The sequence below is a fragment of the Caballeronia sp. J97 genome (assembly GCF_905220305.1).
Classification (GTDB): domain Bacteria; phylum Pseudomonadota; class Gammaproteobacteria; order Burkholderiales; family Burkholderiaceae; genus Caballeronia.
Genome location: NZ_CAJMZL010000027.1, coordinates 25115 through 49593, shown reverse-complemented (window position 1 = coordinate 49593; position 24479 = coordinate 25115). Strand labels below are relative to the sequence as shown.

The 24479-nt window shown below is 63.4% G+C and carries 26 protein-coding genes; 12 read left to right on the top strand and 14 right to left on the bottom strand.

Features of this window, described 5'->3' with window-relative positions; all coding sequences use genetic code 11:
* Positions 1 to 103: 103 nt before the first annotated feature.
* From phnF to U4Y90_RS27270, 8 genes are all read left to right on the top strand, one after another.
* Positions 104 to 862: a phosphonate metabolism transcriptional regulator PhnF gene (gene phnF / locus U4Y90_RS27305; protein WP_321799302.1), complete on the top strand. Its 759-nt coding sequence runs from the start codon at positions 104 to 106 to the stop codon at positions 860 to 862.
* The gene (locus U4Y90_RS27300) at positions 859 to 1551 is read left to right on the top strand and encodes a DUF1045 domain-containing protein (RefSeq protein ID WP_321799301.1); all 693 of its coding nucleotides are present in this window, start codon (positions 859 to 861) and stop codon (positions 1549 to 1551) included. The genes phnF and U4Y90_RS27300 overlap by 4 nt, the downstream gene beginning before the upstream one ends.
* Positions 1548 to 2108 (top strand): phosphonate metabolism protein/1,5-bisphosphokinase (PRPP-forming) PhnN, encoded by a 561-nt coding sequence (phnN, locus tag U4Y90_RS27295; protein WP_321799300.1) that lies wholly within the window; start codon positions 1548 to 1550, stop codon positions 2106 to 2108. The genes U4Y90_RS27300 and phnN overlap by 4 nt, the downstream gene beginning before the upstream one ends.
* 165 nt (positions 2109 to 2273) lie before the next feature.
* Positions 2274 to 3020 carry a glutamine ABC transporter substrate-binding protein GlnH gene (glnH, locus tag U4Y90_RS27290; RefSeq protein ID WP_321799298.1) on the top strand — a complete coding sequence of 249 codons (747 nt, stop codon included), beginning with the start codon at positions 2274 to 2276 and terminating at the stop codon, positions 3018 to 3020.
* 25 nt (positions 3021 to 3045) lie between these two features.
* Positions 3046 to 3702 carry a glutamine ABC transporter permease GlnP gene (glnP, locus tag U4Y90_RS27285; RefSeq protein ID WP_321799376.1) on the top strand — a complete coding sequence of 219 codons (657 nt, stop codon included), beginning with the start codon at positions 3046 to 3048 and terminating at the stop codon, positions 3700 to 3702.
* Positions 3699 to 4448: a glutamine ABC transporter ATP-binding protein GlnQ gene (gene glnQ, locus U4Y90_RS27280; protein ID WP_321799296.1), complete on the top strand. Its 750-nt coding sequence runs from the start codon at positions 3699 to 3701 to the stop codon at positions 4446 to 4448. The genes glnP and glnQ overlap by 4 nt, the downstream gene beginning before the upstream one ends.
* A gap of 22 nt (positions 4449 to 4470) precedes the next feature.
* The gene (locus U4Y90_RS27275) at positions 4471 to 5523 is read left to right on the top strand and encodes a C45 family peptidase (protein WP_321799295.1); all 1053 of its coding nucleotides are present in this window, start codon (positions 4471 to 4473) and stop codon (positions 5521 to 5523) included.
* Entirely contained in the window at positions 5480 to 6445 is a 966-nt protein-coding gene (locus tag U4Y90_RS27270) for a MurR/RpiR family transcriptional regulator (protein WP_321799293.1), read from the top strand. The genes U4Y90_RS27275 and U4Y90_RS27270 overlap by 44 nt, the downstream gene beginning before the upstream one ends.
* 6 nt (positions 6446 to 6451) lie before the next feature.
* On the opposite strand, the gene phnE is transcribed toward U4Y90_RS27270, so the two are convergent.
* From phnE to phnC, 3 genes are read right to left on the bottom strand one after another with little or no spacing between them, the layout of a single operon-like run.
* Complete coding sequence (gene phnE / locus U4Y90_RS27265; RefSeq protein WP_321799292.1) at positions 6452 to 7270, bottom strand: phosphonate ABC transporter, permease protein PhnE; 819 nt, start codon at positions 7268 to 7270, stop codon at positions 6452 to 6454.
* Positions 7271 to 8242 carry a phosphonate ABC transporter substrate-binding protein gene (gene phnD, locus U4Y90_RS27260; RefSeq protein WP_321799290.1) on the bottom strand — a complete coding sequence of 324 codons (972 nt, stop codon included), beginning with the start codon at positions 8240 to 8242 and terminating at the stop codon, positions 7271 to 7273. It abuts the gene before it with no gap.
* 34 nt (positions 8243 to 8276) lie between these two features.
* Positions 8277 to 9098, bottom strand: a complete 822-nt coding sequence (phnC, locus tag U4Y90_RS27255) for a phosphonate ABC transporter ATP-binding protein (RefSeq protein WP_321799288.1) — start codon at positions 9096 to 9098, stop codon at positions 8277 to 8279.
* 228 nt (positions 9099 to 9326) lie between these two features.
* Here phnC and U4Y90_RS27250 point away from each other — a divergent pair, with 228 nt between their 5' ends.
* Positions 9327 to 10715 (top strand): dihydrolipoyl dehydrogenase, encoded by a 1389-nt coding sequence (locus U4Y90_RS27250; RefSeq protein ID WP_321799287.1) that lies wholly within the window; start codon positions 9327 to 9329, stop codon positions 10713 to 10715.
* Positions 10716 to 10757: 42 nt separating this feature from the next.
* On the opposite strand, the gene U4Y90_RS27245 is transcribed toward U4Y90_RS27250, so the two are convergent.
* Positions 10758 to 11651 (bottom strand): LysR family transcriptional regulator, encoded by an 894-nt coding sequence (locus U4Y90_RS27245; RefSeq protein WP_321799285.1) that lies wholly within the window; start codon positions 11649 to 11651, stop codon positions 10758 to 10760.
* A 124-nt stretch (positions 11652 to 11775) separates the two neighbouring features.
* On the opposite strand from U4Y90_RS27245, the gene U4Y90_RS27240 reads away from it, so the two are divergent.
* The 3 genes from U4Y90_RS27240 to U4Y90_RS27230 all read left to right on the top strand — a co-directional run bounded on the left by U4Y90_RS27240 (position 11776) and on the right by U4Y90_RS27230 (position 15387).
* Positions 11776 to 13155 (top strand): NAD(P)H-dependent oxidoreductase, encoded by a 1380-nt coding sequence (locus tag U4Y90_RS27240; RefSeq protein ID WP_321799284.1) that lies wholly within the window; start codon positions 11776 to 11778, stop codon positions 13153 to 13155.
* A gap of 97 nt (positions 13156 to 13252) precedes the next feature.
* Entirely contained in the window at positions 13253 to 14557 is a 1305-nt protein-coding gene (locus U4Y90_RS27235) for an MFS transporter (RefSeq protein ID WP_321799282.1), read from the top strand.
* Positions 14558 to 14643: 86 nt separating this feature from the next.
* Positions 14644 to 15387, top strand: a complete 744-nt coding sequence (locus tag U4Y90_RS27230) for a Pr6Pr family membrane protein (protein ID WP_321799281.1) — start codon at positions 14644 to 14646, stop codon at positions 15385 to 15387.
* Here U4Y90_RS27230 and U4Y90_RS27225 read toward each other — a convergent pair.
* The 10 genes from U4Y90_RS27225 to U4Y90_RS27180 all read right to left on the bottom strand — a co-directional run bounded on the left by U4Y90_RS27225 (position 15384) and on the right by U4Y90_RS27180 (position 24424).
* Positions 15384 to 16607, bottom strand: a complete 1224-nt coding sequence (locus U4Y90_RS27225; RefSeq protein WP_321799279.1) for a YbfB/YjiJ family MFS transporter — start codon at positions 16605 to 16607, stop codon at positions 15384 to 15386. The genes U4Y90_RS27230 and U4Y90_RS27225 overlap by 4 nt on opposite strands.
* Before the next feature lie 70 nt (positions 16608 to 16677).
* Entirely contained in the window at positions 16678 to 17292 is a 615-nt protein-coding gene (locus U4Y90_RS27220) for a TetR/AcrR family transcriptional regulator (protein WP_321799278.1), read from the bottom strand.
* Positions 17293 to 17481: 189 nt separating this feature from the next.
* Positions 17482 to 17790 carry an EthD family reductase gene (locus tag U4Y90_RS27215; protein ID WP_321799277.1) on the bottom strand — a complete coding sequence of 103 codons (309 nt, stop codon included), beginning with the start codon at positions 17788 to 17790 and terminating at the stop codon, positions 17482 to 17484.
* Positions 17791 to 17843: 53 nt separating this feature from the next.
* Positions 17844 to 18761, bottom strand: coding sequence for an MBL fold metallo-hydrolase (locus U4Y90_RS27210; RefSeq protein WP_321799275.1), 918 nt, complete (start codon positions 18759 to 18761; stop codon positions 17844 to 17846).
* Positions 18762 to 18772: 11 nt separating this feature from the next.
* Positions 18773 to 19639 (bottom strand): quinoprotein dehydrogenase-associated SoxYZ-like carrier, encoded by an 867-nt coding sequence (locus U4Y90_RS27205; RefSeq protein WP_321799274.1) that lies wholly within the window; start codon positions 19637 to 19639, stop codon positions 18773 to 18775.
* A 20-nt stretch (positions 19640 to 19659) separates the two neighbouring features.
* The gene (locus U4Y90_RS27200; protein ID WP_321799272.1) at positions 19660 to 20592 is read right to left on the bottom strand and encodes a quinoprotein relay system zinc metallohydrolase 2; all 933 of its coding nucleotides are present in this window, start codon (positions 20590 to 20592) and stop codon (positions 19660 to 19662) included.
* A complete protein-coding gene (locus tag U4Y90_RS27195) occupies positions 20589 to 21563 on the bottom strand; it encodes a LysR family transcriptional regulator (RefSeq protein WP_321799271.1) in 975 nt (324 codons plus the stop codon). Before U4Y90_RS27195 ends, U4Y90_RS27200 begins: the two co-directional genes overlap by 4 nt.
* A gap of 721 nt (positions 21564 to 22284) precedes the next feature.
* The gene (locus U4Y90_RS27190) at positions 22285 to 23031 is read right to left on the bottom strand and encodes a hypothetical protein (RefSeq protein WP_321799270.1); all 747 of its coding nucleotides are present in this window, start codon (positions 23029 to 23031) and stop codon (positions 22285 to 22287) included.
* Positions 23028 to 23939: a substrate-binding domain-containing protein gene (locus U4Y90_RS27185; RefSeq protein ID WP_321799268.1), complete on the bottom strand. Its 912-nt coding sequence runs from the start codon at positions 23937 to 23939 to the stop codon at positions 23028 to 23030. Before U4Y90_RS27185 ends, U4Y90_RS27190 begins: the two co-directional genes overlap by 4 nt.
* A 62-nt stretch (positions 23940 to 24001) precedes the next feature.
* Positions 24002 to 24424 carry a c-type cytochrome gene (locus U4Y90_RS27180; protein ID WP_321799266.1) on the bottom strand — a complete coding sequence of 141 codons (423 nt, stop codon included), beginning with the start codon at positions 24422 to 24424 and terminating at the stop codon, positions 24002 to 24004.
* Between the last annotated feature and the right edge of the window lie 55 nt (positions 24425 to 24479).

Below are 24479 nucleotides of genomic sequence, written 5' to 3'. Positions count from 1 at the left end.
CGTCTAGACGTTTGGTCATGTAATGAGGCTTTCACATTTCCATCACGAGTTGCGAACTACAATCCGGGAGAACGATATTCAAACCGACAGGAATGACAGCGCAATGACATCCAGTGAAAATGCGGCGCCTGGCGTTGCCGTCGAGCGCGGCGCGGGGGTCGCGGTATGGCGGCAGATCGAACAGATCCTCGCCGCCGAGATCGCCGCGAAAAGCTTCGGCGAGGAAGGACGCCTGCCGAGCGAAGCGGAGCTTGCCAAGCGCTTCGACGTGAACCGCCATACCGTGCGCCGCGCGATGCTGCGGCTCGCGGCGACAGGCCTCGTGAGCGTCGAGCAGGGACGCGGCACGTTCGTGCAGCCGGGCGCGATCGACTATCAGATCGGGCGCCGCACGCGCTTCACCGAAAATCTGCGCCGCCAGAAGCACACGTCGGCGGGCGTCGTGCTGAGTTCCGAGCGCGTGAAGGCCGATCCGGCCGTGTCGAAGGCGCTGGGCGTGCGCGCGGGCACGCTCGTCTATCAGATCGAAACGCGTCACGATTCCGACGGCATCCCGATGACCTATGCGCGCAACTGGTATCCGGCCGCGCGCTTCAACGATCTGCCGGCGGCCATCGAAGCGGCGGGCGGCGTCAGCGCCGCGCTGGAGACGTTCGGCGTAAAGGATTACACGCGCAAATGGAGCCGTATCGGCAGCGTGCTGCCTTCGTCGGATGTGGCGCGGCGCCTGCAGATCAATCGTCAGCAGCCGGTGCTGTGGGTCGAGAACGTCGACGTCGACGAACACGGCGTGCCGATCAAGTACGGCATCACGCATTTCGCGGCGGATCGCGTGCAATTGATGGTCGAGCACGATCTATGACCGCCGCCGCCCGTCCGCGCGTGGCGCTGTACTACGCGCCGCCCGCATCGTCCGCGTGGTGGCGCGAAGGGTGCGACTGGCTCGGCCGCGATCCCGAGAACGGACGCGAAACCGCGACGCCCGCGCATGCCGTGACCCACGCCCCGCGCCGTTACGGCTGGCACGCGACGCTCATCGCGCCCTTCCACATGGCGCCGGGCGTCGAGCTTGCGGACGTGCTCGCCCGCGCGCAGGCATGGGCAAGCTCGGTGGCGCGTTTCGACATGCCGGTGAAAGCCGACGTGCTCGGCCGTTTCGTCGCGCTGCGGCCCGCGCAAGCCCGCGACGACGCGATGCTTCGCGCACTGGCCGCAAGCGCACTGAACGCGCTCTCCTCGTTGGGCACAATGCCATCGCGGGAAAGCATCGAGCGACGCATCGTCGACGGCATGAGCGCGCGGCAGATCGAGCTGCTGCGGGAATGGGGCTATCCGTATGTCCTGGACGAATATCGCTTTCACATGACGCTTTCCGATTCCCTCGACGACGCGAACGCGCGCGCTTCGATCGTGTCGGACTGGGAGCGGCGCATCGACGCGCTCGGCCCGTTGCCCGTGCACGGCGCCGCGCTTTTCATCGAACCGGAGCCGGGCGCGCCGTTCACGCTGTGGCAGCGCCTGCCGTTCAACAACGCACAGGAAGCGGCATGACCGAAGTCGATAGCACGAAACTGATCTACGTAATGGGACCGTCGGGCGCGGGCAAGGACTCGCTGCTCGGCTTCGCGCGCGAACGCGTCGGCGCGCAAGTGATGTTCGCGCATCGCTATATCACGCGCCCCGTCGCGGACGGCGAAAACCATATCGCGCTTTCGCATGACGAATTCGCTTCGCGGCTGTCGTACGGCCTCTTTGCGATGCATTGGGAAAGTCTCGGGCTGCGCTACGGCATCGGCATCGAGCTGGATGCGTGGCTCGCGCGCGGCATGCACGTGGTCGTGAACGGCTCGCGGCAGCACGCGGAACTCGCGCTGAGGCGCTATCCCGATGCGCGCTTCGTGCATATCGATGCGACGCCATCGGTGCTCGCCGCCCGCCTCGCGCGTCGTGGACGCGAAGACGCGCGGCAGATCGAAGCGCGTCTCGCGCGCCGCCCGGCGTTCGACCTGCCCTCGCACGCGCATGTCGTGAAAATCGACAACTCGGGCATGCTCGCCGACGCCGGCGCGCAGTTCCTCGACATGCTCACGCCCGGCGCTCGCGCCTGAGTTTCTCCCGGTCCGCGCCCGATTCGGCGGTGCGGACCCGCTCTCCCTTCTCCGTGTAAACCCCTAGTTGCAAGCGGATTTTCGTTCGCCGACACTTCGCAAATAGATTTGCATATTTAACGAACGAGCAAATCTGCTTGCAACCACTTCGACAAGGGGTCGATCATGAAACTCGCCGCAAAATTCGCCGTGGCTGCCGTTGCCGCGTTCTCTCTCGTCAGCGGCGCGGCGCGCGCCGAAACGTTACTCGTCGCGTGCGATACCGCGTTCGTGCCCTTCGAGTTCAAGCAGGGCAACGAGTACGTCGGCTTCGACGTCGACTTGTGGAAGGAGATCGCGAAGGATCTGAAGCTCGACTACAAGCTGCAGCCGATGGACTTCAGCGGCATCCTGCCCGCGCTGCAGACGCGTAACGTCGATGTCGCGCTCGCGGGCATCACGATCAAGGACGAGCGCAAGAAGGTCATCGACTTCTCCGACGGCTATTACGACAGCGGCTTCACGCTGATGGTGCCGGCCGACAGCGCGATCAAGGGACCGGACGATCTGAAGGGCAAGACGCTCGCGGTCAAGACCGGCACGTCTTCCTTCGATTACGCGAAGGCGAACTTCAAGAGCACGGAACTGCGCGCGTTCCCGAACATCGACAACGCGTATCTCGAACTCGCGACCGGCCGCGTCGACGCCGCGATGCACGATACGCCGAACGTCCTCTACTACATCCACACCGCGGGCCAATCGCGCGTGAAGGCCGTCGGCCCGCAGATGATGGCGCAGCAATACGGCATCGCGTTTCCGAAGGGCAGCCCGCTCGTCGCGAAGGTCAACGCCGAGCTTGCGAAGATCAAGGCCGACGGGCGTTATGCGGCGATCTACAAGAAGTGGTTCGGCGTCGAGCCGGCTAAATCCTGAAACGCGGACGCTCTGGAGATCAATGATGCAGTTCGATCTGTCGGTCATCATGGACGCCGTGCCCGCGCTCATGCACGGCGCGCGTCTCACGGTGCTGATCACCATTGCGGGACTCGCGGGCGGCATGCTCGTCGGCTTGCTGTTCGGCTTGATGCGCGCGTACGGGAACACGCTCTGCCAGAAAATCGCGTTCACGTATATCGAGTTCGTGCGCGGCACGCCGATCGTCGTGCAGGTGATGTTCATCTACTTCGCGCTGCCCTTGCTGCTGCATGTGCGCGTCGATGCGATGACGGCGGCGATCGCATCGATCATCATCAACTCGGGCGCGTATATCGCGGAGATCGTGCGCGGCGCGTTTCTTTCGGTGCCGCGCGGTCTCAAGGAAGCGGGCCTCGCGCTCGGCATGCCCGGCTGGCGCGTGCTCGCGTTCGTGGTCGGTCCGGTCGCGATGCGGCGCATGACCCCCGCGCTCGGCAATCAGTTCATCGTGAGCCTGAAGGACACGTCGCTCTTCATCGTGATCGGCGTCGGCGAGCTCACGCGGCAAGGTCAGGAAATCATGGCGTCGAATTTTCGCGCGGTCGAAATCTGGACGGCCGTGGCCATCATCTATCTCTGCATGATCGGTACGCTGACCTTCGGGCTGCGCACGATGGAAAAGCGGATGCGCATCCTATGACTACGATGAACCACAACGGCCACATGGTGCAGTTCAAGGGCGTGACGAAGCGCTTCGGCAAGACGGTCGTGCTCGATCAGGTCGACCTGGACATCGACGCGGGCGAGGTCGTCGTGCTGATCGGGCCATCGGGCTCGGGCAAGTCGACTCTTCTGCGCTGCATCAACGCGCTGGAGCAGATCGATGGCGGCGATCTCGTCGTCGATGGCATCAGCGTGCTGGGCGGCGCGCGCAAGGTGCGCGAGATTCGTCAGGAAGCGGGCATGGTGTTCCAGCAGTTCAACCTGTTTCCGCAGATGACGGCGCTCGAAAACGTCGCGTTCGGGCCGCGTCAGGTGCGCGGCATGAACAAGCCCGATGCCGAAGCGCTCGCACGCGACCTGCTGACGAAGGTCGGCCTCGGCGCGCGTGTCGGGCATTACGCAAGCGAGTTGTCGGGCGGCCAGCAGCAACGCGTCGCGATCGCACGCGCGCTCGCGGTGAAACCCAAGCTCATGCTCTTCGACGAACCCACGTCCGCGCTCGATCCCGAGTTGCGCCAGGAAGTGCTGCGCGTGATGCAGGCGCTCGCGGAAGAAGGCATGACGATGGTCGTGGTCACGCACGAGATGGCGTTCGCGCGCAAGGTCGGCACGCGGCTCATCTTCATGGAGCACGGCCATATCACCGTCGACGGGCCGCCCGCCGAATTGCTCGATAATCCGCCTAACCAGCGGCTGCGCGATTTCCTGCAACACGTCGAATAACTTTTTCGAATCAACTGAATTTATGGCAGCACTCGGCTTTATCGACATTTCCGGCTCGCCGCGCGATGCGGGCGAAGCGCTCGGCCGATTTGGCGCGCACGCGGTTCATACGCACTTGCTCAACACGCGCGCATGGGAAACGGTCATGCAATGGCGCGGCAGCGAAACGTCGCGCGCGATGGCCGCGCTCGTGCGCGAGCGCTTTGCGCGCGTGTGGGACGAGCTTCACGGTCTCGCGGCAGGCCTGCGACTGCCCTTCGAGGATGTCTTCCTCTGGAACTGCCGCGGCGATCTCTGGGCGATGTCTCCCGACGGCTGCACCACCGTGCAGCTTCCGGGCGCGGAGGTACGGCGCATCGCCCACAACGAGGACGGCTTTCCGGGCTTCGCGGGCGATTGCGCGATCGCGCAATGCACGATCGAGGGCGGCCCGGGCTTCGCGGCATTCGTCTATCCCGGCTCGCTGCCGGGACATACGTTCGCCGTGACGGACCACGGTCTCGCGATCACCGTGAACAATCTACGCCAGCGTGAAGTCGTCGCGGGCGTGCCGCGCATGGTGCTCACGCGCGCGATGCTCGATGCCGCCGATATCGACTCGGCCGTGTCCATCGTGCGGGACAATCCGCGTGCGGGCGGTTTTCATCTGACGCTCGGGGCGTGCGCGCGCCCCGCGCTGCTGAGCGTCGAATTCAGCGCGCACGATTGCTCGGTAAGCGAAGTCGAGACGCCGTCGCTGCATGCGAATCACGCGATTCACCCCGCGATGCACGGCTTCTCGCAGATCATCACGGATTCGTCGCGTCATCGGCAGACGCGCGGCGATGCGCTGGTCGCATTGAACGAAGCGATCGATCCGCTCGCGATCCTCGCCGATCGTGACGACGCCGCGCTGCCGATTCATCGCACGCATCCGGACGATCCCGACGACGAGAACACGCTCGCCACCGCCGACATTGTCATTCGCGCGTCTCACATAGAATGGCAAGTTCACGAACATCCCGGGCAGCCCGCCCGGTACCGGATGATCAATGGACACAGGCAAACAGAAGGGGCGTCGCGCGAGCGAAGCTGACGCAGGCACGAAGATGCCGCCGCGCAGCGTCGATGGCTTGCGCGAGCTCGTGATACGCATCGGCCGCGACGAAGCCGACGTCTCGCTCGGCGGCAAGGCGCATACCGTGCTTGCGAAGCTGCTCGAACGTCCCGAGGAAGTGGCGGTGCGCACGATCACCGATCTCGCGACCTCGCTCGATGTGAACGCGTCCACGCTCACGCGTCTTTCGACCCGGCTCGGCTATGCGGGCTTCGCCGATTTCCAGAGCGTGTTCCGCGACAGCCTCGCGGCGCGTCACCGGCATTTCTACAGCCAGCAGGCGGAGCGCATCGTCGCGAGCAGCAAGACGCACGCGCAAGATGCCGCGCCCGAAGTCGACATGGTCGTGAAGCTCGCGCGCGAATCGATCGGCAATGTCGAGGGTTTCATCGCGCAGTTGTCGCCCGCCGATTTGCGCGGCGCCGCGCGTCTGCTCGCCGATGCGAAGCGCGTGCGCGTGCATGGCCTGCGCCAGTTCAGCGCGCTCGCGAGTTTTGTCTGTTATGGCCTCGGCATGATCCGCGCCGATGTCGCGCTGCTCGATGCGCAAGGTCTCGGCGTCGCTGAAGGGCTTGCGCAGTTGCAATCCGGCGACGTAGTCCTGGTCACGAGCGTCGCGCCCTATACACGCAGCGTCGCCGATGCCGCGATCGCCGCGAAGGAGGCAGGCCAGGAAGTCATCGCGATCACCGATACGCTCGCCTCGCCGCTCGTGCCGCCCGCGCGTCATGCGTTCCTCATTCCGCACGAGAGCAGCTTCTTCAGCAATAGCATGGGCGCGTATCTCGTGTTCTGCGAAGGCTTGCTCAATCTCGTCGCGGCCCATCTCGGCGAGCGCTCGCTGCAGGCGCTCGAACGACGCGAGCGCATGATTACGGCGCTCGGCATCGAAAGTGCATGACGTGGCTCAGATCACGCGCTCGCGCACCCAGCCCGATGCGAGATCGATCAGCGACACGATCACGATGACGATCAGCATCACCGCCGAGGTCTGCGCGTAGTTGAACGAGCGGATGGCTTCGTAAAGCACGACGCCGATCCCGCCCGCGCCGACCATGCCGACGACCATCGCGGAACGCACGTTCGATTCGAAGCGATACAGCGCGAACGAGATCCACAGTGGCAGCACTTGCGGCAGCACGCCGTAGACGATTTCATCGAGACTGCTCGCGCCGGTCGCGCGCACGCCTTCCGCGGGTCTCGCATCCACGGCTTCCACTGCTTCGGCGAAGAGCTTCGCAAGCACGCCTGTCGTATGCACCCACAACGCGAGCACACCGGCGAACGGCCCCAGCCCGACCGCGACGATGAACAGCATCGCGAAGACCATTTCGTTGATCGCGCGGCACGCGTCCATCAGGCGGCGCACGGGCTGCGAGATCCACACGGGCGCGATGTTCTGCGCCGACAGCAGCCCGCACGGCACCGCGCAGACCAGCGCGAGCGCCGTGCCCCACACCGCGACCGCGAGCGTCACGATCATCTCGTGCACATACGTGCGCCATTCCGTGAAGTCGGGCGGAAAGAAGTCGCGCGCGAACTGGCTCATGTTGCCCGATGCGCCGAGCAGATCGAGCGGGCGCATGTCCGCGCTTTGCCATGACAGGCCCAGCACCGCGATCACGACGATCCAGCCGAACGTCGACGTCCATCTGCGTTTGGGCGCGCTCGCGTGCACGGGCCGGACGATGCCGGCCTCGAGCGTGGTGACATCGAGCGGCTTCATTTACTTCGCCGCCGTGCTGTCGAGCGTGGCGATCTTCTGATCGAGCGCGGCGATCTGCGCCTTCTTGTCGGCGGCGTCGAGATGCGCATCGTTCTGCACTTGCTCCTTCTTCTGAAAGAGCGCCATCTGACGAATCGGCACGAGTTGCGCGTTCGACGAATCCGCGAAGCCCGAATAGCCCGAGATCGCGGCCATCACGGCCTGTTCGCGCGGATCTTTTTGCGCGTAGTGATCGAAGAAAGTGCGCAGCTTGTCCTTCGCCGCCTGCGGCAGATCGCGGCGCCACACGAGCGGGTCCGACGGAATCAGCGGCGACTTCCACAGCACGCGCACCTTCGGATATAGCTCCGGATGCTGCGTCTTGATGGTGTCGAGCATGTCGGTGTTGTTGGTCGCGACGTCGATCTTGTCGTTCACGACCGCGAGCATGTTCGCTTCATGGCTCGACGGCAGCACGCTCTTGAACGCGGACTTCGCGTTGATGCCGTTCTTCGCGAACAGATAGTACGAAGGCACGAGCGTGCCCGAGGTCGAATTCGGATCGCCGAAGCCGAGGTTGATGTCCTTCGTGTTCTTCAGCACCTGATCGAGCGACTTCCACTTGCTGTTCGCGTTCGTGATGAGCAGCGAGTAATAGCCTGCCTCGCCGTTCTTGTACTTCACCTTCGCGAAGACTTCGCCGTTCGAGCGATCGACCGCTTCGATCGCCGATGCGTTGCCGAAGAAGCCCATCTGCACCTTGTTGAAGCGCATCGCTTCGATGATGCCCGCGTAGTCGGTGGCGAAATACGCCTTCACGTCGAGACCGGTCTGCTTGTTCAGATCGTCGATGAGCGGTTGCCAGCGTTGCTTGAGCGCGGCGGACGAATCCGTCGAGATGATGCCGAAGTTGATGGTCTCGGCGAGAGCCGTCTGCGTCAGAAGGCAAGACGCGAGCGCGGCGCCAGCCAGGAAGAAACGGGCTGTTTTCATGATGCTCCAGTAGTTGATGTTCGGGTTCTGAGATTCAGGAGGCGGCGAACGCAGGTGCTTCGTTGCGGGCCTGCGCGACGTGATGCGCAAGCAGTTCATCCGCGGACGAGCCGTAGAGCTTTCGCAGCACTGCGGGCGTGAGGCGCTCGCTCGCGCCATCGAAGACGACACGGCCATCGCGCAGGGCGATCGTGCGCGGGCAATACTTCATCGCGACATCGATCTGATGCAGCGATACGACGACCGTCAGCTTGTGCTCGCGGTTGAGCGTCTGCATCAACTCCATCACGCGGCGCGCCGATTCGGGATCGAGCGATGCGATCGGCTCGTCGGCCAGCACGATACGCGCTCGCTGCACGAGCGCGCGCGCCAATGCCGCGCGTTGCTGCTGACCGCCCGACAGATTGCTCGCGCGTTCGAACGCGTGCTCGCCGATGCCCATTGCGCTGAGCGACTCCATCGCGAGCAAGCGTTCGCCGCGTGGAAAACGCCCCGCGAGACGACGCCATAGCGACACGCGCGACAACGCGCCGATGAGCACGTTGGTCAGCACGGAAAGCCGTCCGACGAGATTGAACTGTTGAAACACGAAGGCGACGTCGCGGCGAATCGCGCGCACTTCGCGGACGATCTTGCCGTTCTGCTGAATCGGCCGGCCGAGCAGCGTGACATGCGACGGTGCGGGGTCGGATGCCGTAAAGCCGGCGATATGGCGCAGAAGCGTCGACTTGCCCGATCCCGACGCGCCGATGAGCGCGACCATCTCGCCCTCTTCCACGCGCAGATCGACGGAGTCGAGCGCCTTGCGGCCGTTCTTGAACGTCTTGGTGAGACGCTCGATGCGAATTGCGTCCATAGCTTCCCTCGATGGGCGCGCTCGAATGGCGCGCTGTAACGTTCGGGAGATTCTAGAAAGCAAACATGACGAGAAAGTGACGCGCATGAGACGTCTAGATGAATATATGACTTCTCCGCACCGCCGTTTGAGACGATCGAGCAGGAAAACGATCCGAACGAGCATTCACGTTTTCAGCGTCGCGCCGCATGATGGACCGCAAATGCAACGATCATTCGGGACTTCATCATGAACACGATCCATACGGATGTCGCCATCATCGGCGCGGGCAGCGCGGGACTCTCCGCGTATCGGGCGGCGAAGGCGGCGGGCGCGTCGGCGGTTCTCATCGAAGGCGGCGCGCACGGCACGACGTGTGCGCGCGTCGGCTGTATGCCGTCGAAGCTTCTCATCGCAGCGGCCGAGGCCGCGCATCAGGCGATGCACGCGGCGGCATTCGGCGTGCATATCGACGGCGCGGTGCGCATCGACGGGCGCGAGGTGATGGCGCGCCTGAAGCGCGAACGCGACCGCTTCGTGAGCTTCGTCGTCGCGGGCGTCGATGCGATGCCCGAGGCCGACAAGCTCACCGGCTACGCGCGCTTCATCGACGACAACTTGCTGCAAGTGGGCGAGCACACGAAGGTGCAGGCGAAGAGCGTCGTCATCGCAACGGGATCGAGCCCTGTCATGCCGGCGATGTATCGCGCGTTGGGCGAGCGCGCCATCATCAACGACGACGTGTTCGCGTGGGACGACCTACCGAAGCGCGTGGCGGTGGTCGGCGCGGGTGTGATCGGGCTGGAACTCGGTCAGGCGCTCGCGCGGCTCGGCGTGCAGGTGTCCGTACTGGGTGCGCGTGGCCGCGTCGGGCCTTTGACCGATCCGGAGGTGCGCGAGTATGCCGGCCGCGTGTTCGGCGAAGCGTTTCGCTTCGAGCCGCGCGCGCAAGTGCAAGCCGCCGTGCGCGAGGGCGATGAAGTGCGCCTGCGTTATGTCTCCGGTAGCGGAGAGCAGGTCGAGCATACGTTCGACTACGTGCTCGTGGCCGCCGGACGCAAGCCCAATGTCGGCGGACTTGCATTGCACGACACATCGCTCGTGCTCGATGACGACGGCTTGCCCGTCTACGATCCGCTGACCTTGCAGGCGGGCGCTCATCCGGTCTTCATCGCGGGCGATGCGAACGGCGTGCTGCCCTTGCTTCATGAAGCCGCCGACGAAGGCCGCGCGGCGGGCACGAATGCGGCGCGTTATCCGCATGTCGAGCCGGTCGAGCGTCGTGCGCCTATCGCGATCGCGTTCACCGATCCGGGCATCGCGATGGTCGGCGCGCGTCATGTCGACTTGAAGCCGGAGTCGTTCGTGACGGGCGAAGTGAGTTTCGAGGATCAGGGCCGCAGCCGCGTGATGCTCAGGAATCGCGGGCTGATGCATGTGTATGTCGATCGCGCGAGCCGCCGCTTCGTCGGCGCGGAATGGATCGGACCGGATGCGGAGCATATCGCGCATCTGCTTGCTTGGGCCTTGCAGATGAAGCTCACCGTCGACGAGATGCTGCGCATGCCGTTTTATCATCCGGTAGTCGAGGAAGGGGTGCGGACGGCGTTGCGGGAGGCAGTGGGGAAGCTGGCGTGAGGCTCGCGCGCCGATCGGACTACGCTTCGATCGGCGCAATGTCTACCCTTCCAGAAACCACGTTCCCGCGCACTCGTGTCGAATGAAGTCCCCCAGCCACTTCACGCGCGCGACATCCCGCGTTTCCGCCAGCGTCACGAGCCAGTATGAGCGCGACAACGCAATGTCCTCGGCAAACAGCCGCACGAGATTCGGATCGGTGCGCGCGATGAAGCACGGCAACACGCCGAGCCCCACGCCGCCCGACACGGCCGCCGCCTGACTGATCACATTGGAAATGCGAATCGCCGGCACGAGGGCACTGGAAATCTGCGGCAGATAGTTCAATTCCGCAGACCACATCTGATCTTCGACATACCCGACCCACGGATGCTTGAGCAACTCGCGCCGCGACGCGATCCCGCGATGCCGCTGCAGATAGTCGCGCGATGCATAGACGCCCAGCGCGTAGTCAGTCAGCTTGTGCGCATACACGCGTCCTTGCGCGGGCCGCGTCATGCTCACCGCAAGGTCCGCCTCGCGCTTGGACAGACTGAACATGCGCGGATTCGCGATCAGCTCGATTTCGAGCTGCGGATGCACCGCCGATATCTGCGCGATGCGCGGCGCCAGAAAGTACGTGCCGAATCCCTCCGGCGTGCCGATGCGCACACTTCCCGTCAGACCAATGGACGCATCTTCCAGCCGGTGCCGCATGCGCGTCGCGAGGCTTTCCATGCTCTCGGCATCGCTCAGCACGCGCTCGCCCTCGGGCGTCAGCACGAAACCCTGCGAACTGCGATCGAAAAGCCTCACGCCCAGCGCTTTTTCCAGCGCGGCCACGCGCCGGCTCAACGTCGAATGATCGACGCCCATCTGCTGCGCGGCGACCGTGAGCCGGCCCGAACGCGAGATGGCGAGGAAAGCCTGAATGTCGTCCCAGTCGAAGCCGCGCATGGGGATTTTTGCACAGAGCGATTGTCGAATTGCCCATTCTATTGCAAGAAACTCACTGCTATCTTTTTCCTGAACTCTGCACAAGCAGAGCACGCAGCCACGCACCAATCAGGAGACACACAGCATGTCGCTCATCGCGAAACTCAAGGCCCGTGCGCAGGAAGGCAAGCCGGTCAAGGTCGGTCTGATCGGCGCAGGAAAATTCGGCTCCATGTATCTGTCGCAGGCGCCGCGCACGCCGGGCATTCATCTGGTCGGTGTCGCCGATCTTTCGCCCGATCGCGCGCGCGCATCGCTCAAACGCGTCGGCTGGGAAGAAGCGCGCTACGCCGCGCGCTCGTGGAGCGAAGCGCGAGCCGACGGCTCGACCTTCATCACCGACGATGCCGACGCGATGATCGCGAGCGATCACGTCGATATCGTCATCGACGCGACGGGCAGCCCCGCCGCGGGCATTCATCACGCACTGCTGTGCTGCAAGCATCGCAAGCACATCGTGATGGTCAACGTCGAAGCGGACGTGCTCGCCGGCCCCCTGCTCGCGCGACGCGCCGAAGAAGCGGGCATCATCTACTCGATGGCTTCGGGCGATCAGCCCGCGCTCATCGCGGAACTCGTCGACTGGGCGCGCACCATCGGCATGGAGGTGATCTGCGCGGGCAAGGGCACGAAGTACCTGCCGATCTATCATCAATCGACGCCCGATACCGTCTGGGGCCATTACGGGTTCACCGAAGAACAGGTCGGCTCGGGCGACTTCAATGCGCAGATGTTCAACTCGTTCCTCGACGGCACGAAATCCGCGCTCGAAATGGCGGCCGTCTCGAATGCCTGCGATCTGCGCCCGCCCGCCGATGGCCTCGCGTTCCCCGCATGCGGCGTCGATGATCTGCCGACCTTGCTGCGCCCCGCATCCGACGGCGGCATCCTCACGCATCGCGGCAGCGTCGAAGTGGTGTCGTCGCTCGAACGCGATGGACGTCCCGTATTCCGCGATCTGCGCTGGGGCGTGTACGCCGTGTTCGAAGCGCCCACCGACTACGTGCGCGACTGCTTCGCGCAATACGGCCTCAAGACCGACAGCACGGGCCGCTTCGCCGCGATGTACAAGCCCTATCACCTGATCGGCCTCGAGCTCGGTCAATCGATCGCGAGCATCGCCGTGCGCGGTGAAGCGACCGGCGCGACCTCGGGCTTTCACGGCGACGTGGCCGCTACCGCCAAACGCGATCTGCGCGCGGGCGAGCGTCTCGACGGAGAAGGCGGCCATACGGTCTACGGCAGGCTGATGCCCGCCGCCGATTCGCTGATCCAGGGCGCATTGCCCATCGGCCTTGCGCATAACGTGGTGCTGCAACGTCCGGTCGCGGCCGGACAACCCGTGCGCTGGAGCGATGTCGCGTACGACGCGAACAAGGAATCGGTGCGCGTGCGCCGCGAAATGGAAGATATCTTCCGGGCCGAGATGAAGCTGGAAGTGCTTGCGCAGAAGCTCGCCAGCTAACGACATGCACGTTCTTTGATTCCCTTGCGCGCCCGGACCATGCGATGGCCCGGGCGCTTCGCACTCTCAACGCCCGGCAAAGGGCGACGGAGGAGACATGAGCCAAATCAGTGAAACGCTAGGTGTCGCGCAGTCCGGCACGTCGGACGTGTACCGCAAGATCACATGGCGCATCATGCCGTTCATCGTGCTGTGCTATCTCTGCAATTACCTGGATCGCGTGAACGTCGGCTTCGCGAAGCTGCAAATGCTGTCCGATCTCGGGTTCTCCGATGCGGTCTACGGTCTGGGCGCCGGCATCTTCTTCATCGGCTATTTCATCTTCGAAGTGCCGAGCAATCTGATCCTGCATCGCGTGGGAGCGAGGCGCTGGATCGCGCGCATCATGATCACGTGGGCGATCATCTCCGCGCTCACGCTCGTCGTGAAGACACCCTTCCAGTTCTATGTCGTGCGCTTTCTGCTGGGCGTCGCCGAAGCAGGCTTCTCGCCGGGCATCATGCTCTATCTCACGTACTGGTTTCCGGCACGGAAGCGCGGTTTCGCATATGGCGTGTATTACATCGCGATCCCCCTCGCGGGCATCGTCGGCGGGCCGCTGTCCGGTTGGATTCTCTCAGCGTTCAGCCATTCGGGCGTGATGGCCGCATGGCAATGGCTGTTCCTGATCGAGGCGATACCGGCGTTCGTCGTCGGCGTGATGGTGCTGTGGTTGATGGTCGACAGGCCGAGTCAGGCGAAATGGCTCAGCGATGATGAAAAGCGTCTCGTCACGCATGCGGTCGAACGCGAGGAAGCGGACAAGACCGCCCATCACGACGCGCGCGCGTTCCTCGCGGACGTCAACATCTGGAAGCTGTGTGGCGTCTACTTCTGCCAGATCATCGGTCTCTATGGCATCAGCTTCTGGCTGCCCTCGATCATCAAGGACAGCGGCCTCACGAATATCGAAATGATCGGCTGGCTTTCGGCGGTGCCCTATCTCGTCGCGATTCCGGCGATCATCCTCACCGGCATGAGCGCCGACCGATTCCGCACGCGTCGCATGCATTTTTCGGTGGCGCTCGTGATCGGCGCGATCGGCTTTGCGGCGAGCGGTTATGTCGGACATCAGCCGGTGCTCGCGGTGATTGCGCTATCGGTCGCCGCCGCGGGGATTCTGTCGGCGCTGTCATTGTTCTGGGGCATTCCGGCCGCGTTTCTCGCGGGCACATCGGCGGCGGCGGGCATTGCGGGGATCAATTGTGTCGGCAATCTCGCCGGTTTCGTGTCGCCCTACATGGTCGGCTGGTTGAACGTGACGACGCATAACAACAGCATCGGCCTCTATGCGGTCGCGGCTTTCATGATCGTCGGCGCATTCGCGGTGCGCTCGATTTCGGGGAAGCTCGCGGATCGTTGATACAGCACTGCCAGGCGAGCGCGTCCGCATCCACTGCGGCCGCGCCCGCTTTGTCGACCATGAACGCGCGCACGTAAAATGGCGTCATGTCGAATGAATCCCGCACACCTTCGCGGCGAGCGCCCGAGTTGCCGCTTCACACGCCCAGCACAGCCTCGCTCGCCGTCGCCGCTGCCATCGCGATGATCGCGTGGCTCGCGTTCGCGGCGCAGACGGATATCACCGTCGCGCGCCTCGTCAATCGCGGCTTTACCGTGTTCGACGGCCTTGCCCGCATGAGCAGCTATCTGACGAATCTGACCGTGCTGCTGACCGCGTTCTGCTTTACCTGCGTCGCGACGCGCGCGCAATTTCCCATCGCGCGCTTCTTTCGCAAGCCGACCGTCGTGACGGCGGTCGTCGTGTATATCGTCTTCGTCGGCATCGCTTATAACGCGTTGCTGCGCTATCTATGGACGCCCTCGGGTTATCGCGCGCTCGTCAACGAATCGCTGCATACCGTCGTGCCGGCGCTGGCTGCCTTGTACTGGTTCCTGTTCGTGCCGCGCTTTCATCTTTCATGGCGACGATGCGCGCTCTGGCTCGTCTATCCGCTCTCTTATCTTTGCATCACGCTGTGGCGCGGAAGCTTCTCCGATTTCTATCCCTATCCGTTCATCAACGTCGCGGAGCTGGGCTATGAGCGCGTCCTCATCAATGCGACGATGCTCGTCGTCGCGTTTCTCGTGCTGATGAGCGTGTTTCTCATGATCAACCATCGGCGCGAAGACCTGAGCGTGGCCGACCCGGAAATCGAATCGGGTGATCCGCCCTCCGGCCGCATCGATTAACTCGCCGCTCGCGTGCGATTCACGACGAGATCCGCGATGAACGCGATCGCGAGCGCCGACGCTCCGCACGCGAAGATCAGCGCGTAGTCGTTATGCGTATGCGAGAACAGGTACGAATAGCCATAACCCGCGAGCGCCTGACACAGCGCGAACGCCGATGTCGCCCGGCTCCATGCCGCGCGTTGCTCCGCGTGATCGTGCGGCAACAGCTCATGCACGCGGCCGAGCGCGAGCGGCACGATGCCGGTCGTCGAGATGCCGAGCGCAACCGTCGCGAGGCCCATCACATACGCATTCCCCGATAAGGCCAGCAACGTCACCGCGCACGCCTGCAACAGCAACGCAAGGCGATAAGCCCTGCCGAAGCCAATGCGATCGCCCGCATTCCCGCAGATGAGCGGCCCGGAAATCGCCGCGACGCCATAGAGCACCCAATAGCTCGCGCCCGTTTCGGCACCTCTACCATAGCCGCGCGCGATGCAGTCGACGAGCAGAATCATCACGGGCACGAGCCCGAGCGCATTCGCCGCGTATTGCGCATACAGCAGCCGCAGACGCGCGCCGCCGTACGCGCTCGAATGCGCCGACGCGCGCGGCGCCGCGACAGCGGGTGGATTCGACGCGGGCCAGCCGAACCACGCGATCGCGGTCAGCATGAGCGAGAACACGCCGAGGCCCATCCATGTATCGTGCAGGCCGTGATGCAGGAGCCGCGGAACAAGCGTGCCCGATGCCGCAATGCCGAAGCCCAGCCCGACGAAGATCATGCCGCTCGCGAAGCCGCGTCGCGCAGGGGGAATGTGCGGCAGGATCGTCGTTGCGACGAGCACCATGATCGCCCCGCCCGAAAGGCCCGAGAGAAACCGCCACGCGAAGAACCACGCGATCGACAACGGAAACGCGCAAGCGAAGAACGCGGCTGTCGCGATCAGCATGAGAAGACGCAACGCGTGACGATTCGTGAGTGCGTTGGCGATCGCTCGACCGAAGAGCGCGCCCGCGAAATAGCCCGCGAAGTTGGCGGCGCCGAGCGTCACCGCCTGCGACGACGTGAACCAGTGCGCTTCGATCAGCGGCGGAATGAGCGGCGTGTAAGCAAAGCGCGCAAGGCCGATCGCGACGAGACTCGCGCAAAAGCCCGCGAGCATCGCGAAGAACGTGCGGACATCGAGTGAAGCGGGTTGATCGGCGCGCATGGCCGATGCCGTTTGATCCGACATGATGACGACTCCCGCGGCCGGGCGAGCATGCACGCGGCCGGACAACGTGACGTGAAAAAAATCGATGGACCTAGCGCCTGGCCACGGGCTGTCCGAGTGGCGGCAACTTCAGCATCGCGAGCGTCGGCGCGACGGCGCCGCTCAGCAACGCAGGCTTCGGGTCGACGCGCGCCAGCACGCGCACGCCGAGCAGCACGGCGAGCAGGCTCGTGGCGGCAGCATCAGCCGGCATCACGCGTTCGATATCGCCGCTCTTCAACCCGGCCTTCATGCAGCGTTCGAAGAACGCGCGCATCAACGATATTTCCTCGGCGATGAGCTCGCGAAATTCCTCGTCCTCCGGCGACACGCCGAGCGCCGCGTTCACCAGCATGCAGCCGCGTCGATGCTCGTCCGACACCGAGCGTTCGACGATCTCGCGAAAGAACGCAGAAATGGCCCGGTCGGGCGTCATCGTCGATTCGAGACGCTGAATGCGCTCGCGCAAGGTGTGTTCGAGATAGTGATCGAGCGCGCGCAGAAAGAGCGCGCGCTTGTCGCCGAATGCGTTATAGAGGCTCGGTTGCGTGAGCCCGGTGTACTGCACGAGGTCGCGCGTGGACGTGCCTTCGTAGCCGTGCGTCCAGAACGCCTCGGCAACGGCATCGAGCACGCTGTCCTCGTCGAAATTGCGCGGTCGCGCCATGATCCAGCTCCATCGATTCAACGGACGGATGTTTTATATCGTCCGATACAGAACGGATTATATATCGATGGATACAAAACCGCGCAACATCTCCATTCGACGATGCGGGTCTTGCTGCAGGGGAATGTACTGATGAAATGCGATGGCGCTTCGGAGATGCGCGCGCATCTCCGAAGGCATGAGGCGTGGTCAGGCTTCTTTCGCATCGAACATCAATAGCTCGACGCCGGCTTGCGCGAAGTTGGCGAGATCGCCGGCGGTTTTCTGGCCTTCGGGCGAATTGAGTGCGGTCTTGATCGCTTCCATCGAATCGAATTCCAGCAGCGCAACGAGGTAGTAGGGCGAATCCCCCGACGCTGTCGCGACCGGTCCCGTGCTGATCTCATAACGCCGCAAGCCCGGCAGCGTCTTCGCGAGCGGCGCGTGAGTCGATGCATAGTATTCGTCGAATGCCTTCGGGTCGGACGGGGTCTTGTATAGCGCTACGAGCTGGGCCATCGTCGAGTCTCCTGGTGGTTGTACGGCATCGGAAAGAACATTGCGGCAACGCGCTACTGCTTTTCCAGTTGCAGATAGATGCGCTGCACGTTCTGCGGCTGCGCGATCGCATAGAGCTTGTAGTCTTTGAAAGCGGGCACCTGCACGGTGTGCATCGCCTCGGTGAGGCCGACGCCGCTCGCATACGCGCGCTTCACCGATGCTTCGAGCGCGCGCAGATACGCGCCTGTCTGCAGGATGTCGTCGCCGCGCAAGGTTGCGCCGAAGCCGGGCACGACCGTCTTCAGGTCGAGCGCGCGAAGGTTCTCCAGCGCTGCAAGCCAGCCGGAAATCTGTTCGTTGCGCAATTCCGGTATGCGACCGTTCGAAACGAGCCCGCCTGCGAACAGCACACCGGTTTGCGTGTCGAGCACGGCGAGATCGCCGGGCGTGCTGGCGGGGCCGAAATGCAGCAGTTGCAGCTTGCGCCCGCCGCTTTCGATCTCCGTCGTCCCGTTCACTGTTTTATCGGGCACGGTCACGCGCGAGCCCGCCATTTCGTCTTCGCCGAGGGTCTTGCGCAGATTCGCGAGGCAGATCGAACAGCGCTCGCGAATCAGTTGCGCGGTGCGTGCGTGCGCGAGAATCGGGACGTCGACATCGCGGAACGCAGCCGCGCCGAACACGAACTCGGGCGCCTGATGCGTGATGATGACGAGCTTCACCGGCAACGGCGTGACCTTGCGGATCGCTTCGATCATCGCGCGGCCATAGCGATAGGAAGGCCCCGTGTCGATCACCGTGACGCCATCCTCTCCGACGATGAAACCGTTGTTCGCAACGATGCCATGATTCGCGGGCGCGACGGCATCGCTGTCGCCGATGAACGCGTACACGCCCGGCGCGATCGCGACGGGCGCGGGCATGCCGCTCATCGCCGCGTGCGCGAGCGTGCTCAGGACGAGGAGCAGCGTGCAGACCAGCGTTCGCAAGCCGCGCGCCGTCATTTCATCGCCGATGTTTGCGCGCCGCCGGGTTGCGCGTCGACTGCCACGGCGCCGTCCCAGTGCTTGTTCTTCGTGTCTTCGATGAACGCCTTCAGTTCGCCTTTGCCGCCCGGTACGAAATAGAAGCGGAAATTCGGGTTCTCGCTGATCGAGAAATTCACGTTCGCGGTCATCACCGGCTTATCCGCATACGTAATCGAAACCTTGCGAATGAAATACGCCGTTGCGTAGTTGCGCGTGACCTGGTTCATCGCCATGCCGGTTCGGTTCGGATGACGCACCATCACTTGCGCAAGCGCGGGCTTGCCCGTCACGGCCTGCCCTTCGGTCTGAAGCCTGACCTGTCCCGCCGCGCGCTCGGCGGCGTCTTCGTCCTTGTCGGCGGGCGCGGAACAGCCGCCCGATGCCTTCACGAAGCGAACCGCGCTATAGAGCTTGCCGTCATTGGTTTCCGCGATTGCCCGCATGAAGGTGTAGTCCTCCACGCGCACGCGCGTTTCGATCGACGCGAGTCCCGATTCCGGCGTGAATTCGAACGACCCCGCATAAGGCTCCGGATTCTCGTCGATGAAGAGATAGACCTTCTTGATGTAATGCGTGGGCGTCTGCGGGAATTGCGCGTTGATCGCGATCGGCACGACGGCGGCGTCGGCCGCGCGCGCGGGCGCGTCGAGCTTGATGACGGCGTCGCCGTGCGTGTCGATCGCACGGCCCTTGAACGTGCCTTCCTTGAAGTCGAGCCAGCGCGCCACCTTGTCGGGATCGTCTTCCGGCTGCGCCGCCTGCGCGGCATAGGGCGCGAGCGCCGCGGCGGCGAGACTCGCGATCGTCATCGCGCGAACGCCGGACCATGCTGTCTTCATGATGTCCCTCCAGTGCAGCACTACTGCTCCCACTCCAGCTCCGCATAGGCGGCCGTGACATTGCGACGGTGGTACATGTCGAAGAGAAGCCACTTGTCCTTTTCTTCGAGACCGATGCTGTCGACGGCCTGCCCGATGGTTTCGCCCTTCTTGATGGCCGCACGCACATCGCGCGCCAGATCCGCGAGATAGCGCGCCTCGGCGTCGAGCGCTTGCGGCCACGGCGGATCGAGCGGACCGTGTCCGGGCACGACGTGACGCGGATTCATCTGGCGAATGCGCTCGATATCGTCGAGCCAGCCGACCACGCTGCCATCGACAACAGGAATGCAGCGCACGAACAGAAGATCGCCCGTCCACAACGTGCCGCTCTTCTCATCGTATACCGTCAAGTCGTTGTTGGTATGCGCGGTTTTCCATGTGCGCAGCGTGAGCGTGCGTCCGCCGATATCGAGCGTGCCCGTGCCGTCGATGGTCTTCGTCGGCGCGACGATCTCGCTGCCGGCCGCCACGCTACCCAGCTCGCGCTTCAGCGCGCGCATGTAGTTGTCCGCGCGCGCGGCCTCGGCCTGCGCGAGCGTCGCGCTGCCGACGAATTGCGGATGATCGTCCTTGAAAGCCGCATTGCCGAAGATGTGATCCGGATGCATGTGCGTGTTGATGACGTAGCAGACCGGCAGCGGCGTAACCGCGCGTATTGCGGCGCGCAGCGCGCGGCCTTCCGCGAGCGTGCCGCCTGTGTCGATTACCGCGACGCAGCGCGTTCCGACGATGAAGCCCACGTTCGCGATATCGCCCCCGTTCTCGGGCGTGGCGACATCGTCGTGACCGCGATGCGCGTAGTTGCCCGGCGCGACCTGCGTGACCGATAGCGCGGTCTCGCCGCGCGCGACCGTCGCGCCTGCGAATAGTATGAAGAACACGACGCGACACGAGGCCGATGCGAGCTTCATCGGGCGCTGCTTGCTTCGGCGAGACGCCTGGGCCGGCGCAAGCCGAACTGCGCGTATTCGCGCTCGAGGAATGGCTCGGCGTGTTCGAGGAGAAAGCGGCGAAACGCGAGACAGGTCGGCGAGAGTTGTTTGGAGCGCGAATGCACGAGTTGCCAGGTCCGTTCGACGGGCGTGCCGTTCACGTCGAGCACGGCGATTTCGCCGGTGCGCAGTTCGAGCGAGAGCGTATGCAGTGAGATGAGGCTCACGCCCATGCCCGCCATCACCGCTTGCTTGATGGTTTCATTGCTGCCCAGCGTGACGCTGCGCGCGGGCACGAACAGGTTTTGGCGAAACACATGCTCCGCCACTGCGCGCGTGCCCGAGCCGGGCTCACGCAACAGGAAGGTATCGTTCGCGAGTTCCTGCAAGTCGAATCCCTTTGCATGACGCAACGGATGCGAGAGCGGCGCGACGATCACATGCGGATGATAGGCGAGCGGTTCGGCCGTCGTACCGAGTTCGGGCGGCGGGCGGCCCATGATGGCGAGATCGGTCGCGTTGTCCTGCAGCAAACGCAGCAGCGTTTCGCGGTTGCCGACGGAGAAGTGGACATCGACTTTCGGATACTGCTGCCTGTAGAGCGCGAGCAGCTTGGGCGCGAAGTATGTCGCCGAGCTGACGATGCTCACCGCGATCGAACCGCTGTCGGCTTGCGTGAGCGACATCATCGCGTCTTCGGCGTCCTTGATTTCGCCCAGAATGCGGGTGGCGTGATGCGACAGCCTTTCGCCGGCTTCGGTCAGCGCGAGACGCCGCGCGACGCGTTCGAACAGAGGCAGACCGATGGCTTCTTCGAGTTGACGGATTTGCATCGATACGGCTGGCTGCGTGAGATGCAGTTCCTCGGCGGCGCGTGCGAAGCTCGGACAGCGGCTGGCTATCACGAAGATTTGCAGCTGACGCAGCGTGAGGGAACGGATGAAATTCACGGGGGGGGGTTGGTAATGGGTTGGGGTGGTTTGGGGTTCTATGCAATCCTGCATTCGCGTCGGTCTATTAGCACTGCCCCTGTGCGGGGCGGCAGTTACTTTCTTTGCTGCTGCAAAGAAAGTAACCAAAGAAAGCAGCTTCTCCCATCCAAAGTACCTCACACCGGCCCCGGCACAGGCGATTGGCCTAATGGCCCGCCCGTAGCAAGTGCCCTCACAAGCAGAACACCGCTTGGATCGCGCACGATCCGCCTCGTCGCACCGCAATCGTTGCGGGTTCAGCACGAAATCGCGCCGGCCCGCTTCGCGGCCGATGGGTCCATCGGGTCCGCGCGTGCTTCTTTGCTAACGCTTCCATCTCACTGCATGCGCAGCCCGCTGGTTTCCCTTGTGGGCCCGGCGGCAGCGCGTAGCGCTGTGCCGATGCTGTTTCGTGCTGAACCAGCGCCCTCAAAGTAGTGGTTCGTCGGACCGTGTGCGAGCCAAGCCGTGTTCTGCTTGCGGGGTCACTCGCTACGGGCGGACCATTAGGCCAATCGCCTGTGCCGCGGCCGGTGTGAGGTACTTTGGATGGGAGAAGCTGCTTTCTTTGGTTACTTTCTTTGCAGCAGCAAAGAAAGTGACTGCCGCCCCGCACAGGGGCAGTGCTAATAGACCACTAAAAAATCGGGATCCAGCGAAAGCAAAAACCCAAAAAACCCAAAAAACCCAAAACCACCCATCACCGACTAGCCCGAGGCGCATTCGGGCCCTTCCCCGGCGCATTCATATTCTTGACCATCCCCTGATAAGCAATCGTCTCCTTCTGCAACGGATGCACGAAATCATTCCCCTCACCCGGCACTTCAGTGCGAATCATCAGCAACCGCCCAGGCACATCATCCGCCATGACAAACGTATAGCGCTTGCCAAGATACTTGGTGAACCGTTCCGCATTCGGATCGTTCAAATACGGTTGAATGACGATCTGCTGAGCCTTAGCATGCTTTCCGAGACCGAGCGACTCGCTCGACACCGGCGTAATCGCAGGCCCCGCCGCGAGCGCCAGCCGTACGCGCTGCTGAAAATAGCGCCGCTGACCGCCCGTCAGTTGCTCCATCTCCGCGATATCGTGCTCGAGAAAATAGATGATCGCCGGATTGCACGGCAGCCCGCCCGGCACATTGACGCTGCCCGTTCGATCGCTCACTTTCGCGTCGTTCTTGCTATTGCCCGGACTCACGACGAGCACGCGCAACATATCGTTCACCTTCGACGGCGGCCCCGAATAATCCACCGCATAATCGAGCTCGGTCTGCGGCTCGACACCGTTCATATGCGGCTGCATGAAAAGCAACTGCTCGGCCGGCTTGATGTCCGCGGCAGGCGACGAAGCCGGCGGCGCATCCGCGGCCATCGCGCCGAAAGACATCGCGCCGCCCAGCGCGAAAACCCACGCGCAAAGAGAACCGCCGAATGTCCGCTTCATTGCGCGCTGGCCGGCTGCAACGGCAGCAACGGAACCTGATAGGTCGAGAGAATCTGATCGATCTTCGGCTGATTCGACGCGATCCAGTTATCGACCTTGTCGCGCCATGCCTTCTCGCCGTAACGCACGCCCATCGAAATCTCGTAGTCGAAGCGGATCGGCTGACCCGCCGGAAACGGCACGAGGCGCACCTTGTTGTCCGAACGATTGGCGAAATAACCCGCGATCGGCCCCCATACGAAAGCCGCATCGACTTGGCCTTGCGCCAGATCGCGCTCGATCATCTCGCCCGGAAAAGCTTCCGGATCGCCGCTTTGCCCCTGATAAGACACAGCCTGATCGATCAGGTTATGACTGAGCAACCAGTCCACCGCAGGACTCTTCACGAAAATGCCGAGCTTCATCTTCTTCAGTTGATCGGGCGGCAGATTCATCAGATCCGACGGCGCTTTGATGCTCGCGTATTCGGGCTTGTTCGGGAACACCATTGCGTACGTGGAATGCAGATAGGGACGCGTCGTGGCTGTCAGCTCATAACCCTTCGGCACGCCGATGATCAGATCGCATTTGAAGCGCTCTGTCTGAGGCACCTTTTCGCGCAGCGTGTTGCGCACGAAACCCATGCGTTGCGGCCAGTAGGTGTATTCGAGCTTATAGCCGAAATCGTTCGCCATCTGGCTCGCGATCTTGTTCTCATAACCTTCGCCCTTCTTGTTCGAGAGCGGCATGTTGTTCGGATCCGCGCACACGCGCAGCACGCCGTCCGCGCCATCATTGTTCGGCAGATTGGGCGGCGGGCCGCCCGCGCCTTGCGCGAGCGCGTGTTGCGCCGAGAACGTCGCGAATGCCGCGCATAACGCGGCTGCGAATCGAAACGAAGCGGCGCGGCTTGCATTGCGATCAGACATCGACACCTCCGGGTATGAGAGCAATCATCGGACGCCAGCCGTCGACCGGCTGTGCAACGTCCTCATTTTGCATCGATTGCCTGCAGATCGCCCGGGTTGATCTTGCCGTCGGAGCGCCCCTTCAGATAGGAATAGAGGTTCTCCCAGTTCTTTTGCATCATCTGGCTCGCGCTGAAATCGGGCATGCCCTTGTCCACGCGCCCGCCGAATACGGTCCGATGAAACTCGTTCTTGTCCAGCGTCTTGAAAGCATCGATCAGCGACGGGCCGACCATCCCTTCCTGCTTCGCCCCGTGACAGCGTTCGCACGCAAGCGCGCGCCAGGTCTTCCAGCCCTGCAGCGTGTCGCTGTCTACCTTGTTGCCATCGACGACCTTGTACGCGACGGGCTTCAATTGCGCAGGCATCGAGGGCGGCGTCTGTGCAAAGGAAGCGGACGAGGCGGCGAGCGTCATCGTCAGCAGCAAGAGTGATCGGCCTTTCATACGTCTGACTCCTTGAACATGTCTTGTATATAGGGGTATTTCGGCGCGGCGGCCG

What these genes read in the sequence shown, in the direction of transcription:
- phnN (WP_321799300.1), top strand. Translation starts at nt 1,548, where the DNA reads ATGACCGAAGTCGATAGCACGAAACTGATCTACGTAATGGGACCGTCG.
- phnC (WP_321799288.1), bottom strand. Translation starts at nt 9,098, where the DNA reads ATGGACGCAATTCGCATCGAGCGTCTCACCAAGACGTTCAAGAACGGC.
- U4Y90_RS27190 (WP_321799270.1), bottom strand. Translation starts at nt 23,031, where the DNA reads ATGAAGCGGACATTCGGCGGTTCTCTTTGCGCGTGGGTTTTCGCGCTG.
- phnD (WP_321799290.1), bottom strand. Translation starts at nt 8,242, where the DNA reads ATGAAAACAGCCCGTTTCTTCCTGGCTGGCGCCGCGCTCGCGTCTTGC.
- U4Y90_RS27250 (WP_321799287.1), top strand. Translation starts at nt 9,327, where the DNA reads ATGAACACGATCCATACGGATGTCGCCATCATCGGCGCGGGCAGCGCG.
- U4Y90_RS27270 (WP_321799293.1), top strand. Translation starts at nt 5,480, where the DNA reads ATGGACACAGGCAAACAGAAGGGGCGTCGCGCGAGCGAAGCTGACGCA.
- U4Y90_RS27205 (WP_321799274.1), bottom strand. Translation starts at nt 19,639, where the DNA reads ATGAAGACAGCATGGTCCGGCGTTCGCGCGATGACGATCGCGAGTCTC.
- U4Y90_RS27235 (WP_321799282.1), top strand. Translation starts at nt 13,253, where the DNA reads ATGAGCCAAATCAGTGAAACGCTAGGTGTCGCGCAGTCCGGCACGTCG.
- glnQ (WP_321799296.1), top strand. Translation starts at nt 3,699, where the DNA reads ATGACTACGATGAACCACAACGGCCACATGGTGCAGTTCAAGGGCGTG.
- U4Y90_RS27220 (WP_321799278.1), bottom strand. Translation starts at nt 17,292, where the DNA reads ATGGCGCGACCGCGCAATTTCGACGAGGACAGCGTGCTCGATGCCGTT.
- U4Y90_RS27180 (WP_321799266.1), bottom strand. Translation starts at nt 24,424, where the DNA reads ATGAAAGGCCGATCACTCTTGCTGCTGACGATGACGCTCGCCGCCTCG.
- phnF (WP_321799302.1), top strand. Translation starts at nt 104, where the DNA reads ATGACATCCAGTGAAAATGCGGCGCCTGGCGTTGCCGTCGAGCGCGGC.
- U4Y90_RS27185 (WP_321799268.1), bottom strand. Translation starts at nt 23,939, where the DNA reads ATGTCTGATCGCAATGCAAGCCGCGCCGCTTCGTTTCGATTCGCAGCC.
- U4Y90_RS27275 (WP_321799295.1), top strand. Translation starts at nt 4,471, where the DNA reads ATGGCAGCACTCGGCTTTATCGACATTTCCGGCTCGCCGCGCGATGCG.
- U4Y90_RS27215 (WP_321799277.1), bottom strand. Translation starts at nt 17,790, where the DNA reads ATGGCCCAGCTCGTAGCGCTATACAAGACCCCGTCCGACCCGAAGGCA.
- glnP (WP_321799376.1), top strand. Translation starts at nt 3,046, where the DNA reads ATGCAGTTCGATCTGTCGGTCATCATGGACGCCGTGCCCGCGCTCATG.
- phnE (WP_321799292.1), bottom strand. Translation starts at nt 7,270, where the DNA reads ATGAAGCCGCTCGATGTCACCACGCTCGAGGCCGGCATCGTCCGGCCC.
- U4Y90_RS27225 (WP_321799279.1), bottom strand. Translation starts at nt 16,607, where the DNA reads ATGTCGGATCAAACGGCATCGGCCATGCGCGCCGATCAACCCGCTTCA.
- U4Y90_RS27300 (WP_321799301.1), top strand. Translation starts at nt 859, where the DNA reads ATGACCGCCGCCGCCCGTCCGCGCGTGGCGCTGTACTACGCGCCGCCC.
- U4Y90_RS27245 (WP_321799285.1), bottom strand. Translation starts at nt 11,651, where the DNA reads ATGCGCGGCTTCGACTGGGACGACATTCAGGCTTTCCTCGCCATCTCG.
- glnH (WP_321799298.1), top strand. Translation starts at nt 2,274, where the DNA reads ATGAAACTCGCCGCAAAATTCGCCGTGGCTGCCGTTGCCGCGTTCTCT.
- U4Y90_RS27230 (WP_321799281.1), top strand. Translation starts at nt 14,644, where the DNA reads ATGTCGAATGAATCCCGCACACCTTCGCGGCGAGCGCCCGAGTTGCCG.
- U4Y90_RS27240 (WP_321799284.1), top strand. Translation starts at nt 11,776, where the DNA reads ATGTCGCTCATCGCGAAACTCAAGGCCCGTGCGCAGGAAGGCAAGCCG.
- U4Y90_RS27200 (WP_321799272.1), bottom strand. Translation starts at nt 20,592, where the DNA reads ATGAAGCTCGCATCGGCCTCGTGTCGCGTCGTGTTCTTCATACTATTC.